The organism is Frateuria sp. (assembly GCF_013362045.1).
In the GTDB taxonomy this organism is placed as follows: domain Bacteria; phylum Pseudomonadota; class Gammaproteobacteria; order Xanthomonadales; family Rhodanobacteraceae; genus Frateuria_A.
Window position 1 is genome coordinate 1 of record NZ_JABFWW010000078.1, and the last position, 17,111, is coordinate 17,111.

Annotated in this window: 16 protein-coding genes and 1 pseudogene; 4 read left to right on the top strand and 13 right to left on the bottom strand. The window is 67.8% G+C overall.

What is annotated here, in order from left to right:
* Window positions 1-195: 195 nt before the first annotated feature.
* The 12 genes from HOQ08_RS03685 to HOQ08_RS03740 all read right to left on the bottom strand — a co-directional run bounded on the left by HOQ08_RS03685 (window position 196) and on the right by HOQ08_RS03740 (window position 13,259).
* On the bottom strand, window positions 196-1,236 hold the full coding sequence (locus HOQ08_RS03685) for a hypothetical protein (RefSeq protein ID WP_291191781.1): 1,041 nt from the start codon (window positions 1,234-1,236) through the stop codon (window positions 196-198).
* A gap of 19 nt (window positions 1,237-1,255) precedes the next feature.
* Entirely contained in the window at window positions 1,256-1,894 is a 639-nt protein-coding gene (locus HOQ08_RS03690; RefSeq protein WP_291191783.1) for a hypothetical protein, read from the bottom strand.
* Window positions 1,895-1,910: 16 nt separating this feature from the next.
* Window positions 1,911-2,507 carry a hypothetical protein gene (locus tag HOQ08_RS03695; protein WP_291191785.1) on the bottom strand — a complete coding sequence of 199 codons (597 nt, stop codon included), beginning with the start codon at window positions 2,505-2,507 and terminating at the stop codon, window positions 1,911-1,913.
* A gap of 159 nt (window positions 2,508-2,666) precedes the next feature.
* On the bottom strand, window positions 2,667-5,402 hold the full coding sequence (gene tssH / locus HOQ08_RS03700) for a type VI secretion system ATPase TssH (RefSeq protein WP_291191787.1): 2,736 nt from the start codon (window positions 5,400-5,402) through the stop codon (window positions 2,667-2,669).
* Between the two features lie 68 nt (window positions 5,403-5,470).
* Window positions 5,471-6,493 (bottom strand): type VI secretion system baseplate subunit TssG, encoded by a 1,023-nt coding sequence (tssG, locus tag HOQ08_RS03705; protein ID WP_291191789.1) that lies wholly within the window; start codon window positions 6,491-6,493, stop codon window positions 5,471-5,473.
* The gene (gene tssF, locus HOQ08_RS03710) at window positions 6,457-8,340 is read right to left on the bottom strand and encodes a type VI secretion system baseplate subunit TssF (protein WP_291191791.1); all 1,884 of its coding nucleotides are present in this window, start codon (window positions 8,338-8,340) and stop codon (window positions 6,457-6,459) included. The genes tssG and tssF overlap by 37 nt, the downstream gene beginning before the upstream one ends.
* A 5-nt stretch (window positions 8,341-8,345) precedes the next feature.
* The gene (gene tssE / locus HOQ08_RS03715) at window positions 8,346-8,849 is read right to left on the bottom strand and encodes a type VI secretion system baseplate subunit TssE (protein WP_291191793.1); all 504 of its coding nucleotides are present in this window, start codon (window positions 8,847-8,849) and stop codon (window positions 8,346-8,348) included.
* The gene (locus HOQ08_RS03720) at window positions 8,837-9,658 is read right to left on the bottom strand and encodes a type VI secretion system accessory protein TagJ (protein ID WP_291191795.1); all 822 of its coding nucleotides are present in this window, start codon (window positions 9,656-9,658) and stop codon (window positions 8,837-8,839) included. The genes tssE and HOQ08_RS03720 overlap by 13 nt, the downstream gene beginning before the upstream one ends.
* Before the next feature lie 68 nt (window positions 9,659-9,726).
* Window positions 9,727-10,230 (bottom strand): type VI secretion system tube protein Hcp, encoded by a 504-nt coding sequence (locus tag HOQ08_RS03725; RefSeq protein ID WP_291191797.1) that lies wholly within the window; start codon window positions 10,228-10,230, stop codon window positions 9,727-9,729.
* A 158-nt stretch (window positions 10,231-10,388) separates the two neighbouring features.
* Window positions 10,389-11,882: a type VI secretion system contractile sheath large subunit gene (tssC, locus tag HOQ08_RS03730; protein ID WP_291191799.1), complete on the bottom strand. Its 1,494-nt coding sequence runs from the start codon at window positions 11,880-11,882 to the stop codon at window positions 10,389-10,391.
* A gap of 6 nt (window positions 11,883-11,888) precedes the next feature.
* Window positions 11,889-12,395 carry a type VI secretion system contractile sheath small subunit gene (gene tssB, locus HOQ08_RS03735; protein WP_291191801.1) on the bottom strand — a complete coding sequence of 169 codons (507 nt, stop codon included), beginning with the start codon at window positions 12,393-12,395 and terminating at the stop codon, window positions 11,889-11,891.
* Between the two features lie 303 nt (window positions 12,396-12,698).
* Window positions 12,699-13,259, bottom strand: coding sequence for an ECF-type sigma factor (locus HOQ08_RS03740; RefSeq protein WP_291191803.1), 561 nt, complete (start codon window positions 13,257-13,259; stop codon window positions 12,699-12,701).
* Between the two features lie 132 nt (window positions 13,260-13,391).
* Between HOQ08_RS03740 and HOQ08_RS03745 the strand changes: the two genes are divergently transcribed.
* The 4 genes from HOQ08_RS03745 to HOQ08_RS03760 all read left to right on the top strand — a co-directional run bounded on the left by HOQ08_RS03745 (window position 13,392) and on the right by HOQ08_RS03760 (window position 16,802).
* Window positions 13,392-14,426, top strand: coding sequence for an amidohydrolase family protein (locus HOQ08_RS03745; protein WP_291191805.1), 1,035 nt, complete (start codon window positions 13,392-13,394; stop codon window positions 14,424-14,426).
* A complete protein-coding gene (locus HOQ08_RS03750) occupies window positions 14,423-14,935 on the top strand; it encodes a hypothetical protein (RefSeq protein ID WP_291191807.1) in 513 nt (170 codons plus the stop codon). The genes HOQ08_RS03745 and HOQ08_RS03750 overlap by 4 nt, the downstream gene beginning before the upstream one ends.
* A 10-nt stretch (window positions 14,936-14,945) precedes the next feature.
* Window positions 14,946-16,217: a kynureninase gene (kynU, locus tag HOQ08_RS03755; RefSeq protein WP_291191809.1), complete on the top strand. Its 1,272-nt coding sequence runs from the start codon at window positions 14,946-14,948 to the stop codon at window positions 16,215-16,217.
* Window positions 16,218-16,301: 84 nt separating this feature from the next.
* Entirely contained in the window at window positions 16,302-16,802 is a 501-nt protein-coding gene (locus tag HOQ08_RS03760) for a pyridoxamine 5'-phosphate oxidase family protein (protein ID WP_291191811.1), read from the top strand.
* A gap of 58 nt (window positions 16,803-16,860) precedes the next feature.
* Here the strand turns inward: HOQ08_RS03760 and HOQ08_RS03765 are convergent.
* Window positions 16,861-17,111, bottom strand: a pseudogene (locus HOQ08_RS03765) (argininosuccinate lyase); the annotation flags it as partial.

The following is a 17,111-nucleotide window of genomic DNA, read 5'->3' on the forward strand; positions in this document are numbered from 1 at the left end:
TTTGGTCACGTCCCCTTCACCCGCCGGCGCGGGCAGCCGCGTCTGCGTCCAGGCTACGCCGCGGCGCGCATTCGCCCCTGCCCCCCCTGCCCGGTCGCAGCCGCCTGCACAAAGCCCAGTGCCGGGGGCCAAACGGGCGTCCCGACACAGGCCCGTTCAAGCGACCAGGCGAAAGGTTCGCGCGCCGTGCGCCCGCTAGTTGTAGTCGTCCAGGTCCAGATACTGCGACGTGTAGTTCGGCCACAGCTTGCCGGAGCAAAGGATCGCGTCGGCACCCTTGCCGTTGTTGGTGGAGATCGTGGTGCGCTTGCGCTCGGCCTTCGGTCCGACCTTGTCGACCGCCACGACGTGGAAGTAGAGCGAGGCATGTTCCTGGAAGTAGAAGCTCCACACGCCCTGGCGGCGCCGTGCGATCACCTGGCCCGCGCCTACCTGCGGCCCCAATATCTCGTTCCTGGACTGGTCGGTCAGCCGGATGTGATAGCGCCGATGGGTAAACGGGCCCGTCTCGACGCGATTGCCCTTGACGGACTGGTTGGCGATGCCATTGACCGCCATCTTCGCGCCATCGGAGTAGTTGACCTGGCGGATCGGTCCGTCCGGCGGGGCGCCGCGGTTGTCGCTGTAGTTCTGGAACTGGGAGCGGGTCGGGCCCGCCGGCATGGCGAAGCCGACGTTCCCAGCCTGCTCGGCCTGCAGGAACCGGGCATGCAGCTTGTCGACCCGGTCCTTCATCTTGTCCTGGCGCAGGTTCGCCGCCTTGTCCTTGCAGTTCGAATGCGAGCAATACGGGGACGCCGTGGCCCCGAAGACCTCGAACGTGCAGCCGTCCTGCGCAGCGGTGATCGCGAACACCTCCGCGAGCCCGTCCTGCGCCTGGCTGGGCAGCTTCACGCCGCGCGCGTTGCCCTCGCGATAGGGGATGAGGTACATCGGCACGCCGGTGTGGCTGCCGTCGTCGGGACCGATTTCGACTTTCACGCGGTCGCGCGAGAAACCGAAGATGTCGGTATTCCTGCCGGCCAGATCCACGTTGAAATAGGCATGTACCAGCGGCGCGGCGAGCATCACTTCCGTATGGCGGTTGCCGTAATTGAAGCCGTTCCCTTGCAGGTATTGCTGTACCGTGCCGCCGCCGCGGGCGGCGTTGGAATCCGCGCCGTAGCACAGCGTGATGTAGGTGCGCATGTATTCTTCGATGTCGTGCAGCAGCAGGTCTCTCGGGGCCGTCGGCATAGCGTTTTTTCTCCGTCAATCACTTTGATCCGCTGAAGACCCACGTTTCTTCAGCCTTTTTGCGGCCGGCATGGCTCGCCATGAAGACCGAATCGCTTCGCAACAGGATCGTCTCGTCGCCCATCAGGTTGAGCAGGTTGGTCCGGAACTGCTCCTTGCTCGCCTTGGGCTGGTCGAACAGCAGATTCCCGAGATAGAGCTCGATGTTGCTGGCGTAGATGACGCCGACACCCTCGCCGCCGAGCGTGTCGCGGATCTTCGCGACCACCCCGTCACGGGACAGGTCGTCATGGAGGTACTTGATGTGCGGCAGCCGCGCCTTGAGCGATTCGAAGCTGCCCGTCTCGATGAGGCGGAGGAATCTCTTGGCGCTCTCGGGCGTGCACTCGTGGTTGATCGTCGCGTGCCACTCCTGGGCATCGGCGGCTTTGCTGGCCCAGTTGAAAATCAGCTTGAGCAGTTCGATGCGGGCGAGCGCGATGTCGACGATCAGCACCTGCGTCGTGATCGTCGGCGCCATCGCCACGCGCACCGCTTCGGAGTTGGCGACGGTAACGACGGCTCCGGTCCGCGAGCCTTCGGCCATCAACACCGGCAGCTGGTTGTTGACCCGGGCGCCGACCAGGTCCGAAGCGATGATTTTGCTCAGATCCCACATGGCTTGAACCTTCGGCTCAGCGATAAGGCGCGTTGACCAAGAACTGCCGGGCCGTCGCGTAGTTGATCATCGGCGGATGGCCGAAACCGACCGGCGGCACGTAGCCCACGGCGTAGTCGTCGATCGAGCAGCCGTGCTTGCGGAGCAGGTAGACCGCCTTGAGCAGGCAGGAGAGGTCGGGCATGTAGTGGCCGCTGTGGTTGTCCACCTTCACCAGTCGGTGCGACATGCCGATGGTCATCATGCCGGCGCATATCAGCCCCTTTCCGGCGGGGATGGTCGAGTGATGGACCTCCCGCTCGTCGGTGGGATCCTGTTCAATGGCGAAGAAACTGCCGTCGACCGTGATCACGTAGATGTAGGTGCCGGGCTCGAGCCCGTCGCTCGGCCGTGCGAACGGACGATTCTTCCAGTGCACGCTTCCGCCCAGGAAGCAGATTTCCTGCGCGCCACGCTCCGAGTCGGCGAGGTACCGGGTCTGACGCAAGCCTGGCCGCTCCTCGCCACGGTAATGCACGCCCATCATCGCCTGGGTGCGTTCGTACGGGCGGCCGAAGATGTCCCGCGCCCCACCCTGGCTCCGCCACTGCATGTCATCGACGCTCTTGGCCATGTTCCTACCCGTATCCGTTGCCCTACTTGTCGTCACGCGGTTCCGATGGACGCCTTCGGTCTTCCGCCGGTGGCCGCGTAGCTGTCCGCCCGACCACGTGCCTGCTGGCCGGAACGCGCCACCAAAGCCGGGCGGGCAACGCGTCCTTCGTGCCCCGGCTCAGGCGAATGCGTACGAGAACTCGCCGTCCTTCGCACCCACCTGCACGCCGCTGATAGGCCTGCCGTCGATCATCCGGTTGAGGAACTCCCGCGAGATGTCCGGCAGCATGGTGTTGGTCAGGATGGCATCGATCATGCGGCCGCCCGATTCGCTCTCGGTGCAACGGCTGACCACCAGCCTGACCACGTCCTCGCCGTACTCGAACGGGATGCGGTAGCGCGCCTCGATGCGCTTCTTGATGCGGTTGAGCTGCAGCTTGACGATCTCGCCCAGCATCTTTTCGCTCAGCGGGTAATACGGAATCGTCACCAGGCGGCCGAGCAGCGCCGGCGGGAACACCTTCAGCAGCGGCTCGCGCAGGGCCTTGGCGATGCCTTCGGGCTCGGGCATCAGTTCCGGATCCTGGCACAGGCCGGCGATCAGGTCGGTGCCGGCGTTGGTGGTGAGCAGGATCAGGGTGTTCTTGAAGTCGATCTGGCGACCTTCGCCGTCTTCCATGACGCCCTTGTCGAACACCTGGAAGAAGATCTCGTGCACGTCCGGGTGGGCCTTCTCCACCTCGTCCAGCAACACCACGGAATACGGCTTGCGGCGCACCGCCTCGGTCAGCACGCCACCCTCGCCGTAGCCGACGTAGCCGGGAGGCGCACCCTTGAGCGTGGAGACGGTGTGCGCCTCCTGGAACTCGCTCATGTTGATGGTGATCAGGTTCTGCTCGCCGCCATAGAGGGCCTCGGCCAGCGCCAGCGCGGTTTCGGTCTTGCCCACGCCGGAAGTGCCGGCGAGCATGAAGACGCCGATCGGCTTGTTCGGGTTGTCCAGGCCCGCGCGGCTGGTCTGGATGCGCTTGGCGACCATCTCCATCGCGTGGTCCTGGCCGATCACGCGCTTGCCCATGATCGAGGCGAGGTTCATCACGGTCTCGAGCTCGCTCTTGACCATGCGGCCGACCGGGATGCCGGTCCAGTCCGAAACCACCGAGCCGACCGCCACGTAGTCGACGGTCGGCAGGATCAGCGGGGTTTCGCCCTGCAGTTCGGCCAGCTGCGCCTGCAGGCCCTTGAGTTCCTCCAACGCGGCGGCACGCTCCGCGTCGGTCAGCGCGGGGCTGGCCACCGCGACGGCGCCGGCCTCCGCGCTGGCGGCCTGCTCCAGCGCGCTGCCGGTGCCTTCCACCGGCGCCGCATCGCCGCGCAGGCGGGCGCGGATGGCGAGGATCTTCTCTACCAGGCCTTTTTCGACCTGCCAGTTGACCTCCAGGGTTTCCAGCCGTGCCCTGGAGACGGCGAGTTTCTCGCTGGCCGAAGCCTCGCGCTCGGTCACTTCCACGCCCACGGTCTTCTCGCGGGCGATGATCGCCAGCTCCGTTTCCAGCGCCTGGATGCGCTTGCGGGTGTCGTCCACCTCCGGCGGCACGGCGTGCTGGCTGATCGCGACGCGCGCGCAGGCGGTGTCGAGCAGACTCACCGCCTTGTCCGGCAGCTGGCGGGCGGGAATGTAGCGGTGCGACAGCTTGACCGCCGCCTCCAGCGCCTCGTCCAGGATCTGCACGCGATGGTGCTTTTCCATCACGCTGGCGACGCCGCGCATCATCAGGATGCCCTTCTCCTCGCTCGGCTCGTCGACCTGCACGGTCTGGAAGCGGCGGGTCAGCGCGGGGTCCTTCTCGATGTGCTTCTTGTACTCGGCCCAGGTGGTAGCGCCGACCGTGCGCAGGTTGCCGCGCGCGAGCGCCGGCTTGAGCAGGTTGGCGGCATCGCCCGTGCCGGCCGCGCCGCCGGCGCCGACCAGGGTGTGCGCCTCGTCGATGAACAGGATGATCGGCTTCGGAGAAGACTGCACTTCCTCGATCACCTGGCGCAGGCGGTTCTCGAACTCGCCCTTCATGCTCGCGCCGGCCTGCAGCAGGCCCACGTCGAGCGTGCGCAGCTCCACGTCCTTCAGTTGCGGCGGCACGTCGCCCTGGGCGATGCGCAAGGCAAACCCTTCGACCACCGCGGTCTTGCCCACGCCGGCCTCGCCGACCAGCATCGGGTTGTTCTGGCGGCGGCGCATGAGGATGTCGACCACCTGGCGGATCTCCTCGTCGCGGCCGACGATCGGATCGATCTTGCCGCCGCGCGCCTGCGCGGTGAGGTCGACGGTGAACTGCTTGAGCGCCTCCTGCTTGCCCATCTGCGCCGGGCCCATCGCGCCGCTGGCCTCGCCGGGCACTGCACCGCCCATCTGGAAGCCGTCGCTGGCGCCCTGCCCGTCCTCGGGCGAGCCGGACACCACTTCGGCGAACTTCTCCACCAGCGTCTCGGGCTTGATCTTGTCGAACTCGGCCGAGATGCCGATGAGCGCATTGCGCAGGTGGCGCGTGCGCAACACGCCGACCATCAGGTAGCCGGTGCGTACCTGCGCCTCGCCGAACATCAGCGTGGCGAACACCCAGCCGCGCTCCACCGCTTCCTCCACGTTGGCGGACAGGTCGGTGATGGAAGTCGAGCCGCGCGGCAGCTTGTCCAGCGCGTCGGTGACGTCGCGCGCCAGGTTCGACGGGTTGATGTTGAACTGCTTGACGATGCGGTGCAGGTCGGAGTCCTGCAGCTGCAGGATCTGGTGGATCCAGTGCACCAGTTCGACGTACGGGTTGCCCCGCAGCTTGCAGAACACGGTGGCGCTTTCGATGCCCCGATAGGCGAGCTTGTTGAGTTTCCCGAACAGGGCGCTGCGACTGATCTCGGCCATGGCTGGTCTTCCCTTAGCTTTGCTGCGGCAGCCGCGTGGCGGCCGGTGATGGTGTGCGGTATGGCGGGTCATCCCGCCGGTTTCAGTACGACCTCGTCTGCGTCGTTGCGCGCGGTCCGCTGGCCCAGCCAGGTGGTCAGCCCGAGGCGACCGCCGCGGCCCAGCCGGGTAGCGGGTACCTGGTCGCGTGCGAGCACCAGCTGCACGTCCCAGGCCTTCTCGTCGCCGACGTAACCGCGCACGGCGGCCACCAGCTGCGCGAGCGCCGCGCCGCCGGGCAGGAAGTGCTCGAACTGGCCGCGGTCCAGCGGCCCCAGGCGCAGGCGGAAGCGCTGCTGCGCGCCCCAGACGCTCTCGCCGAGCACCGCAGTACGCCCCAGGCATGCCACCTCCGCCGAGCGGCCCAGCCGCAGGTGCGCCTCTCGCGGCAGGCGCATCCATTCGGCGACGAACTCGATCACCCGCACGGGAATGGCGAAGAAGTGCTGCAGCAGGCTGCGCAGGCCTTCGGCATTGCGTGTCTGCGACACCATGCGGCCGGCGAAATGGCGCTTGTAGTCGTCCGGCAGCGCATCGCGGCCTTCCAGGCCGGGCGTGGCCATGCCGATTAGCGCGCCGGTATAGAGGCGAAAGCGGTCCTGCGCCGGACGATCGGCCTGCACGGTCGGCTGCGCATCGGCCCAGGCGCGGTAGAACAGGCTCGCCATGCGATGGTGGAAGATGTTGGCGAAGGCGATCAGAGTGGCGTCGCGCGCGTTGCGTTCGCGGTCCAGCACGTACTCGGTCAGGTGCAGCGGCAACGGCGCGTTGGCGCCGAACAGGCCGAAGAACAGCGCGTGCAGGCGTGCCGGGCGTCCCTCGGCGGCGGGCTCGAAGCGGTCGATGGCGCGTGGCGCGAATGCCAGTGACGGGGTCTGGCACAGGCGCACGAAGTCTTCCGAAGGCTTGGTCGACTCGCCCAGCCGCGGCCGCGTCGGGTGGGCGCACTCCAGCTGCCGGATCGCCTCGAAGAACTCGAAGTCTTCCGGCCGCTCCGCGAGCGCGCGCTCCAGCGCTACAGGGTCTGGCGCGTACCCAGCCGTGCCGGCCATCGGGCCACCTCGTTGCGTTCCAGGGTGCGCAGCACGGTTTCGGTGAAGGAGTTCACCGAAACGTAGCGCGCGAAGAAATGCTGCATGACCGAGCCGAGCAGGAAGGCGCCGGTGCCTTCGAAAGCACCGTCGTCGCAGGTCAAGGTGATCTCCAGCCCGCGGCCGAAGCTGATCGGCCCGGGCACCGGGATGCGCCGCACGATCGGCTGCGAGGCCACCGCCTTGATGCCTTCGATCTGCCGCCGCGCGCCCGAGTCGAATTCGTCGCAGTACAGCGTGAGCATCTCGCGCAGCGCGGCGGCGCCATCGGCGTTGCCCTCCCCCAGCAGTGAGACGTAGTTGAGCTGCAGGTGGCTGATCAGCCGCCAGGCGGTCTCGCCGCCGGCGACCGGCGCGCGCGGCTTGGTCGGTCCGGCCACGCAGCGCACCGATTCCACCGGCGCGCCCACCTCCAGCGTGAAGTCGGTGCTCGCCTTGCCTACCGGCATCTGCAGCGGCAGGTCGCGGTTGGTGCACATCAGCTGCATGCCGACCTGGCGCAACCGGCTGGCGTACGGCGCCTCGTTGGCGTCGACCAGCGCGATGAACAGCTCGCTGCCCACGTAGCTGGAGCGTGCGCCCTGCAGCTTCTGCCGCGCGGACAATTGGCGCGGCTCGCGGCGCACCGTGTAGAAGGCACCATGGCCGCTTTGCCAGGTGCGCTCGTCGCAGCCGTAGAACGGCTGGAATTGCTGCTCGGGCTCCTGGCTGTCGCCGAAGCCCTCGACCTGCCCGATCGAGTGGATCTCGAAATCCATCGGCCGGGTGCGGTCGGCGAGCACGTGGTATTCGGTCTTGCCCTGCTGCAGGTGGATGCGATCGGCGCGGCGCGAAAACAGGTTGATCGCCGGTGTGCAGAACAGCCGGAAGTTGCTCGCGTCCACCGCGTTGTGCAGCCGGCTGACGCTGCGGTCGAACAGCACGACGATCTCGAACTCGTTGCCCGGTACGTGCGCGAGCGCCTGGCGCAGCCCGGTGAACGTGGCGAACAGGAACCGCTCCGGGCAGGCGAAGTACTCCTGCAGCAGCCGGTAGCCGCTGAAGGAACGGCCGCCGTAGGGAATCATCGCCTCGTCGTCGGCAAAGCCCTTGGGACGGATGCTGGCCGCATCCAGCCAGGTGCCGGCCATGCCGTCGCCGCCCTTGGCGCGCACCGCCACGCCGACGGCATTGCCCAGCAGTTGCTCGTACAGCCGCTTGGGCAGCTCGTCGGCGCCGGCGAGGAAGACCGGCAGCTCGTCCATCGCCAGCTGGTTCGCCTGTGCGCCGGCGGTGACCGCGAATTTCAGCCGCAGGCCCGCGCGCACGGTGCGGTCGGCGGGAATGGACACGCCCGCGGCGGCGATCGCGGCCGGCGTGTCGAAATATTTCGCCTCGGTGAGCCTCAGCGGCCACAGGCTGACGTCGTGCGCCGTGCGGTACTCGCACGCGGTGCGGTCGTCGCGGCCGGCGAGGCTGCGCAGTGCGGTATGGCGCGGCACGACATGGCCGGCGACCAGCGCGCTTTCCTTCAGGTCTGCCGCCATCTCCACCACGGCCATCGAGGGCACCGGGACGAGGTAGTGCGGGTAGACCATTTCCATCAGGTGCTGGGTGAACACCGGTTGCTGCGCGTCGAGCTTCAGCTGCACGCGCGCGGCGAGGAAGGCGAAACCCTCCAGCAGGCGCTCGACGTAGGGGTCGGCGCACTCGAAACCCTCCAGGCCGAGCCGGCCGGCGATCTTCGGATACTCGCGCGCGAACTCGCCGCCCATCTCGCGGACGTGCTGCAACTCCCGGTTGTAGTAGCGGAGCAGGCGCGGGTCCATGGCCTTCAGCCCAGGCTCTCGGAGACGCTGAAGCGGCCGGTCTCCAGGTCCACCTCGGTCTTGAGGTAGAGGTTCAGCGGGATGGGCTGGGCCCACATTTCCGATTCGATGTTGAACACCAGCGATTGCTGGTCCATGCGCTTGGTGTTGGTATTGACCGCGACGCGAAGCGTGCTGCCGGTGAGGCGCGGCTCGAACGCCAGCAACGCCTCGCGCAGCTGGCGTTGCAGCACGCTGGCATCGACTCCGGCCAGCGCCATGCCGGTCAGGTCGGGGATGCCGAAGTTGAGCACCGAGCGGGCCACCTCGGGGTAATCGTCCAGCTCGACGCCGCTGCCCAGGCTGACGCAGTTGAGCAGCCATGAGATGTCGCGCGCCACGCAGTCGCGCAGCCGCGTGGCCGAGATCACCCGCTTCTCGCGGCTCTCCTCCTGCTTGCCGGGCTCCTCGTCGGTGAGCCGGTCCAGCAGCGAAGGCTGCAGGCGTTCCTGGGTGGTCAGCTCGGCCATGACTCGGCCGCTTCGCCCGGGTCATGGTGGAAAACGAGGGTGCGGATGTCCAGCAACGGATACTCGCCGGCGTCGGTGGCCAGCATGCGCTGGCCGCAGCCCACGCAAGGCCCGCCCTCGAGCTCGTGCCAGTCCGTGCGGCGCCCCAGCACCACGTCGGCGTCGGACGAATGTTCCGAGCCCGGGTAGCGGCACGGCACGAAGCCCACCGACTGGCCGCCGTTGATCCAGGTCACCTGCACGGGCGCCCAGACCTTGTCGCGCAGGTCGCTGGGCGCTTCGAAGTAAAGCTGCTTCAGGCGCGCGAACGGCACCCAGGCATAGCCGCCGTTGACGACCATCTCCAGGCAGGGGCCGAAGCGCGGATCGGCATCGGCGATCCATTCGAACGGTTCGCCATTGATCTGGCCGGCTACCGCCGGCGCCTGCTCGAAGGCCTGTTCGCGCAACGGCGTGGCCTGCGCGTGCCGCCCCTGCGCATCCAGCCTGAGCGCCTGCAGCAGCAGCGCGAGCCACTGCGCCGGCTCGCCCACCACCGAGGGCATGCGTTCGCCGGACAGCACGTGGATGCGCATCAGTTCGCCCTTGAGGGCCTGCGCGTAGGCGCCGGCCATGAGGGCGTTGTTCACGTCCAGTTCGCCGCTGACCTTCAGCTGCGTCTGGGCCCGTTCCCACTGGCCCAGCAGGGCCAGCAACTGGAACAGGAAAACCCGGCAGCGCGCGTCCGCCGGGTTGTTGCGCACCTGCGAGGTCAGGCCCTGCAGCGCCTCGTCCAACCGTCCTTCCTTGAGCATGTTCTCGGGTGTCATGGCTTGGGCTCTGACGATCTTCAGGGGTCGGGACGAGGAACTGCGGGGTTCGCGGGTCAGGCCTTCGATCAGGCCTTGGCCACGCCCTGGATGTCGTAGGTGAATTCCTTCGCACCGCCCTTGGCGCCGCCCTTGTCGTCCTGCGGCTGGAACGAGTACTTGAACTTGCCGAAGTGCAGGGTGACGTTCTCGGTCAGGCGGTCCTCGCCACCGCTGCCGCCCGTGGAGACGGAGGTGACCAGCACGCCCTCGGACAGCTCGATGGTGAGGAAGTCGGTCTGCTCGCCGGTGGCGTTGGTGATGTAGATCCAGGCCTGGTCGACGCGGCCGCCGGTGCAGCAGGCGTCCAGCAGCGCGTTGGAGCAGCCGTCGACGAACTTGGTGATGGAGATGTCCTGCACGTGCGCCTTGCCGCCGCTGGCCGAGCCCGCGCCGGTGTGCAGGTCGCCGCTGTTGCTCACGCCCCACGACCACGCAAGGATCGGCACCTCGCCCTTGTGCTTCTTGTGGTTGGACGCGCCTTCGATCTTGACCTTGCCGGCGCCGAACTTGATGTGCATGTCGAATGCCATGAACCCTTCTCCCTACGTCTCGTGTTGATGTTCGATATCGCCGGCGGGACCTTGCGCCCCTGTGGCCGGTCGCCCTTGCGGGTACGGTTGCTGCTTCGCCTCGGCGCACGGAAGCCGTGCCGGCGGCCCGAAGCGGGCGCCGCCGGCCGGTCGTGCCCTCAGGCCTTGGCCGCGGACGGCAGGCGCGAGACCAGCCGCAGCGAAACGGTCAGGCCCTCGAGCTGGTAGTGCGGCTTGAGGAAGAACTTGGAGGTGTAGTAGCCCGGTGCGCCCTCGACTTCCTCCACCACCACCTCGGCGGCCGACAGCGGCTTGCGCGCCTTGGTTTCTTCGCTGGAGTTGGCCGGATCGCCGTCGACGTACTGCATGACCCAGTTGGTCAGCCAGTTCTGCATCTGCTCGCGGTCGCTGAAGGAGCCGATCTTGTCGCGCACGATGCACTTGAGGTAATGCGCGAAACGGCAGCAGGCGAACATGTACGGCAGGCGGCAACCGAGCGCGGCGTTGGCGGTCGCGTCCGGATCCTCGTACTCCTCCGGCTTGGCCAGCGACTGCGCGCTGATGAAGGCGGCCATGTCCGAGTTCTTGCGATGCACCAGCGGCATCAGGCCCATCTTGTCCAGCTCCGCCGAGCGGCGGTCGGTGATGGCGATCTCGGTGGGGCACTTCATGTCCACGCCGCCGTCGTCGGTCGGGAACGTATGCACCGGCAGGCCCTCGACCGCGCCACCGGACTCGATGCCGCGGATGCGCGAGCACCAGCCATAAGCCTTGAAGGAGCGATTGATGTTGACCGCCATGGCGTAGGCGGCGTTCTGCCAGGTGTACTTGGACGAGTCGGCGCCGGAGGTGTCTTCCTCGAAATCGAATTCCTCCACCGGATTGGTGGTCGCTCCATACGGCAGGCGGGCCAGCGTGCGCGGCATGGTCAGCGCCAGGTACTTGGCGTCGTCCGATTCGCGCAGCGAGCGCCAGGAGGCGTAGTCGGGCGTGGAGAACACCTTGGCCAGGTCACGCGGGTTGGACAGCTCGCCCCAGCTCTCCATGCCCATCAGGCTGGAGTTGGCCGCGGCGATGAACGGCGCGTGCGCGGCGGCGGCCACCTGCGCGATGCCTCCCAGCAGCTCCACGTCCGGCGGACTGTGGTCGAAGTAGTAGTCGCCGACCAGGCAGCCGTAGGGCTCGCCGCCGAGCTGGCCGTATTCCTCTTCGTACATCTTCTTGAAGATCGGGCTCTGGTCCCAGGCGGTGCCCTTGTAGCGCTTGAGCGTCTTGCCCAGCTCCTTCTTGGAGATGTTCATGACGCGGATCTTCAGGAGCTGGTCGGTCTCGGTGTTGTTGACCAGGTGGTGCAGGCCGCGCCAGGCGCTTTCCAGCTTCTGGAAATCGGCGTGGTGCATGATCTGGTTGATCTGCTCGCTGAGCTTGCGGTCGATCTCGGCAATGTAGGCGTTGATCGTCTGCGCGACGTCGTCGGACACGACGTCGGACTTGCTCAGCACCTGTTCGGCCAGCGTGCGGACCGCCGACTCGACCTCTTCCTTGGCGCGCTCGCTCTTGGGCTTGAACTCGCGGCTCAGCAGTGCGGCGAAGTCGCCGGCATCGAGGGTTTCGGTGGCTTGCCCGCGTTCGGCAACGGTCTCGGTGGACATGTGTGCTTACTCCGCGTCGGTGGGCTTGGCAGCCGAAACGAGCGACTGCAGCAGGGCCGGATCGTTGATCGCCTGGGCGATCAGCTTCTCGGCGCCGGCCTTGCCGTCCATGTAGGTGTTGAGGTTGGCCAGCTGCGTGCGCGCTTCCAGCAGCTTGGCGACCGGGGCGACCTTGCGCGCCACCGCGGCGGGCGAGAAGTCGTCCATGCTCTCGAAGGTGATGTCGACGTTGAGGTTGCCCTCGCCGGTGAGCGTGTTGGGCACCGCGAAGGAGACGCGCGGCTTCATCGACTGCAGGCGGCTGTCGAAATTGTCCACGTCGATCTCCAGCGCCTTGCGCTCTTCGATCGCGGGCAGTTCGGCGTTGTTCGCGCCGGACAGGTCGGACATCACGCCCATCACGAAGGGCACCTGCACCTTCTTCTGCGCGCCGTAGACCTCGACGTCGTACTCGATCTGCACCCGCGGCGCGCGGTTGCGCGCAATGAACTTCTGACTGCTTTGCTTGGCCATGCGGCTGTCTCCTGGGACTTGAGGTCTTCCGGTTGGAACGCGACGCCTGAGGGCGCGCAGCGCGACACGGGGTCGCGGCGCAGGCGCGCTCACACGTCCCTGCAGCGCATCGGACCGGCACGACGGCCGCGCAACGGAGGTTCCGCGGGTCGCTTCGGACGGGCGTGGCAAAGGGCGGGCTGAACGCCTCCCCACTGTTCTAGTGCGTGGAGCCCTTCACGGATCGGCCACGTGGGCGAGCGTCGCGTTCAGGATTCGTTCACGGACGAAGCGCCGCGACATTGGCCCGCGAAGGGCCGTACTTCAGCCCTGCAGCTCCCGCTGCAGCCAGGCTCGCGCCAGCCGCCACTCGCGTTGCACGGTGGTGGCCGAAATACCCAGGGCGATGGCGATCTGTTCGGCGCTCAGGCCGACGAAGAAACGCATGGAGACGATGCTGGCCTGGCGCGGGTCGATCTGTTCCAGCGCGTCGAGCGAGTCGAGCAGGGCGACATAGTCGACCTCGGGCATCAGCGAGCCGGAGATCTCCGACAGCTCGATGCGATCGCAGTCCTGCGGGCGCTTCGCCGCCTGCCGGCGGCGGGCCGAGTCCACCAGCACCTCGCGCATCGCGCGCGCGGCCACGCCGAGCAGGTGGCCGCGGCTTTCCCACTGCGGCGGACAGTGGCTGCCGAATACCTTGATGTAGGCCTCGTTGACCAGCGCGGTGGCGCTCAAGGTGCGCTCGCTGGTGTTGCGGCGCAGCTGCGCGCCGGCCAGCCGGTGCAGCGCCGCATACATCTGGCGCAGTGCCTCCTCCAGCGCGGCGGCATCGCCGGCCTGCGCCGAATGCAGCAGCCGTGTCACGTCGACACTGGTGTTCACAGAGCCTTGGATCCCTTTCGGCCGGACGGCCAACCCCGAAAAAAGTATAGGCCATAGATGCCGGCGAGACAGGAACCGGCCGCCGTTTCCGCACTACGGGGCTGGCTGGATCGCCCTGCTAAACTCGATCGCATGCTCAAGATCGACACCCATGCGCACGTCCTGCCCCGCGACTGGCCCAACCTGGCGGCAAAGTACGGCAACGACCGTTTCCCGGTGATGACGCATACCGACGGCCGGCACCGCATCTACAAGGACGGCAAGTTCTTCCGCGAGGTGTGGGATTCGGCCTTCGACCCGCAGACGCGCATCGACGACTACGCCCGCTTCGGCGTGGACGTGCAGGTGATCTCCACCGTTCCTGTGCTGTTTTCCTACTGGGCCCCCGGCTACCAGGCGCTGGAGCTGCATCGCCACCTGAACGACCACATGGCGCAGATGTGCCGCGACTACCCGCGCCATTACGCGGGCATCGGCACGGTGCCGCTGCAGGCGCCCGAACTGGCCATACGCGAGCTGGAACGCTGCATCGACGAGCTGGGCCTGCAGGGCGTGCAGATCGGCTCGCACTGCAACGACTGGAACCTGGACGCGCCGGAGCTGTTCCCGTTCTTCGAGGCGGCGGCGGATCTTGGCGCGGCGATCCTGGTCCATCCCTGGGACATGATGGGCACCGCCACCATGCCCAAGTACTGGATGCCCTGGCTGGTCGGCATGCCGGCCGAGCAGTCGCGCGCCGGCTGCTGCCTGGCCTTCGGCGGCGTACTGGAACGGCTGCCGAAGCTGCGCGTCATGCTGGCCCACGGCGGCGGCAGTTTTCCCTGGTCGATCGGGCGCATCGAACACGGCTTCCGCATGCGGCCGGACCTGGTGGCCACCGACAACCCGCGCAACCCCCGCGAATACCTCAGGCGGCTCTACTTCGACTCCTGCGTGCACGACGAGCGGGCGCTGCGCTATCTCCTGGATGTGACCGGCGTCGACCGCGTGATGCTGGGCACCGACTATCCTTTCCCGCTGGGCGAGCAGGAGCCCGGCAGCGGCATCGAGGCGTTGGGCCTACCCGAGGACGACCGTGCGCGGCTGTTCCACGGCACCGCGCTGGAATGGCTGGGCCTGCCCCTGCAGCGTTTTACCCACCAGGTACCCACTACGGAGCGTCCATGACTCTGACCCGAAGCCTCTTCCTAGCCACTGCCTTGCTGCTGGCCGGCACCACGTACGCCACCGACGTCAGCATGGCCGGCGGCAGCGTGGGCTTCAGCACGCCCGATGGCTGGGTCACCATCATGGAAACCCAGGGCGACCCGGAAGTGCGCGTGTTCCAGGTCCCCGATCCCTCGCCCACCGCCGCCCGTAGCCTGGCCCGCGTCACCGTCACGGTGAAGCAGGTGGGCGACCTGGCCGCATTCGAAAAGTACGTCGCCGGCGCCACCCAGCGGGCGAAGTCGCTGACCGGCTACCAGGCCGCCGGCAATCCCGACGGCCCCAACAGTTACGCATATACCGCGAACGAGAACGGCGCGCCGTACCGTTACAGCGAGCGCTACTGGTTCGCGAACAACCATGCGATCCAGCTGCGCTGCGCGCGACCGGAACGCAGCGAGGCGGGTGCCGCCTGGGTTGCCGGCTTCGACAAGGGTTGCGCTGCCGTCGCCGCCAGCCTGGCCCGTTGAGCCCCGTCCCGTGACCGCATACCAGCCCACCGCGGCATGGGCCGCCGCCGCGGATGAAGCCGATCCGCTGCGCGCGTTCCGCGACGAGTTCCTGATTCCTCCGCACGAAGGCCGCGATGCGCACTACTTCTGCGGCAACTCGCTGGGCCTGCAGCCGCGTGCGGTGCGCGGGGCGGTCGCCGCGGAACTGGACTACTGGGGCGAACTGGCGGTGGAAGGCCACTTCAAGGGCCGCCTGCCCTGGATGGACTACCACGAGTTCGTGCGCGACGACCTGGCGCTGGTGGTCGGCGCGCAGCCATCCGAAGTGGTGGCGATGAACACCCTGGGCGTGAACCTGCACCTGATGATGGTGAGCTTCTACCGTCCCACCTCCAACCGCCACGCGATCCTGATCGAAGCAGGTGCCTTTCCCACCGACCGCTACGCGGTGGAGTCGCAGATCCGCTACCACGGCTACGACCCGGCTACTGCGCTGATCGAGGTGGAAGGGGACGAACCCAACGGCACGGTGTCCGAAGCGGCCTTCGAGCGCGCGCTGGCCGAGCACGGCGCGCGCACGGCCCTGGTGATGCTGCCTGGCGTGCAGTACCGCACCGGCCAGGCCTTCGACCTCAAGGCCATCGCGCGACTGGCGCATGCGCAGGGTTGCCAGGTCGGCTTCGACCTGGCTCACGCGGTCGGCAACCTGCCGCTGCAACTGCATGACAGCGACGCCGACTTCGCCATCTGGTGCAGCTACAAATACTTGAACGCCGGCCCGGGGGCGGTGGGCGGGGCCTTCGTGCACGAGCGCCACGCGCGCGCGGCGCTGCCGCGCTTCGCCGGCTGGTGGGGCCACGACAAGGCCACCCGCTTCCAGATGGGGCCGCAGTTCATGCCCACGCCCGGCGCGGACGGCTGGCAGCTGTCCAACCCGCCGATCCTGGCGCTGGCGCCGCTGCGCGTGTCGCTGGAAGTCTTCCGGCGCGCCGGCATGGACCGCCTGCGCGAAAAGTCGCTGCGCCTCACCGGCTACCTCGAGTGGCTGGTGCACACCCAGCTGGCCGACATGCTGGAGATCGTCACTCCCGCCGAGCCGGCGCGCCGGGGCGCACAGCTGTCGATACGCGTGCTCGGCGGCCGCGCCCGCGGGCGGGCGCTGTTCGAGCACCTGATGGCGCACGGCGTCATCGGCGACTGGCGCGAACCGGACGTCATCCGCATCTCGCCCGCGCCGCTCTACAACCGCCACGCCGATTGCCTGGCCTTCGCCCAGGAGGTACGGCGCTTCGCCGCCTGACGAGGAGCGCCGCTTCCGCCGGTTCATTCCGGCTTGATCGCGCACGCGCCATGGTGGTCCTCCCTGCTCCACCGGAGAACCGCCATGAGAAACGACGCCCCTGCCGACGACGCCGACCTGCGCAAACTCGCCGAACTCATCGACGACATCGAAGTGGCGATGCTCACCACCCAGGCGGCCGACGGCTCGCTGGTGAGCCGCCCGCTGCAGACGCTAAAACTCACCGCCGAAGGCGATCTGGTGTTCTTCACCGCCGCCGACAGCGCCAAGGTCCACCAGCTTACCAATGACCTGGACGTGAACCTCGCCTACGCCAACCACGACGACAAGCGCTACGTTTCGGTGCGCGGACGGGCGCGCATCGACCGCGATCCCGCACTGGTCGACGAGTTGTGGACGCCGGCGCAGAACGTGTACTTCTCCGGCAAGGACGACCCCAACCTGGCGGTGCTGCGCGTGCGCGTGCGCGATGCCATGTACTGGGAGTCGGCGGGCAATTTCGCCGAGCGCGCACTGGATTTCGCCCGCGGCATGTGGAGCGAGCAGCCACACGACCTGGGTACGCGCGGCCACCTGCACGGCTGACCCGCAGGGTGGGCTTCAGCCCACCTGTCCTCGCGGAGATGGTGGGCTGAAGCCCACCCTAGACGGCGTCGAACCGCTCGCGCAGCAGATCCAGCCGCAGGTCGCCCGAAGCCCCGGGCGAGGCGCGTTCGGCCAGGCTGCGTTCCGGCGTGCGGCCCTCGCCGGCCGTGGCCGCCGTCGCGGCGGCGGCGCGGTAGGCATCGCGGAACGGCACGCCGGCGGCGGCCTGCTCGATCGCCACGTCGGTGGCGTACAGCGCCGGTTCGATTGCCGCTCGCATGGCCGCCTCGTTCCAGCGCATGCGGGCGA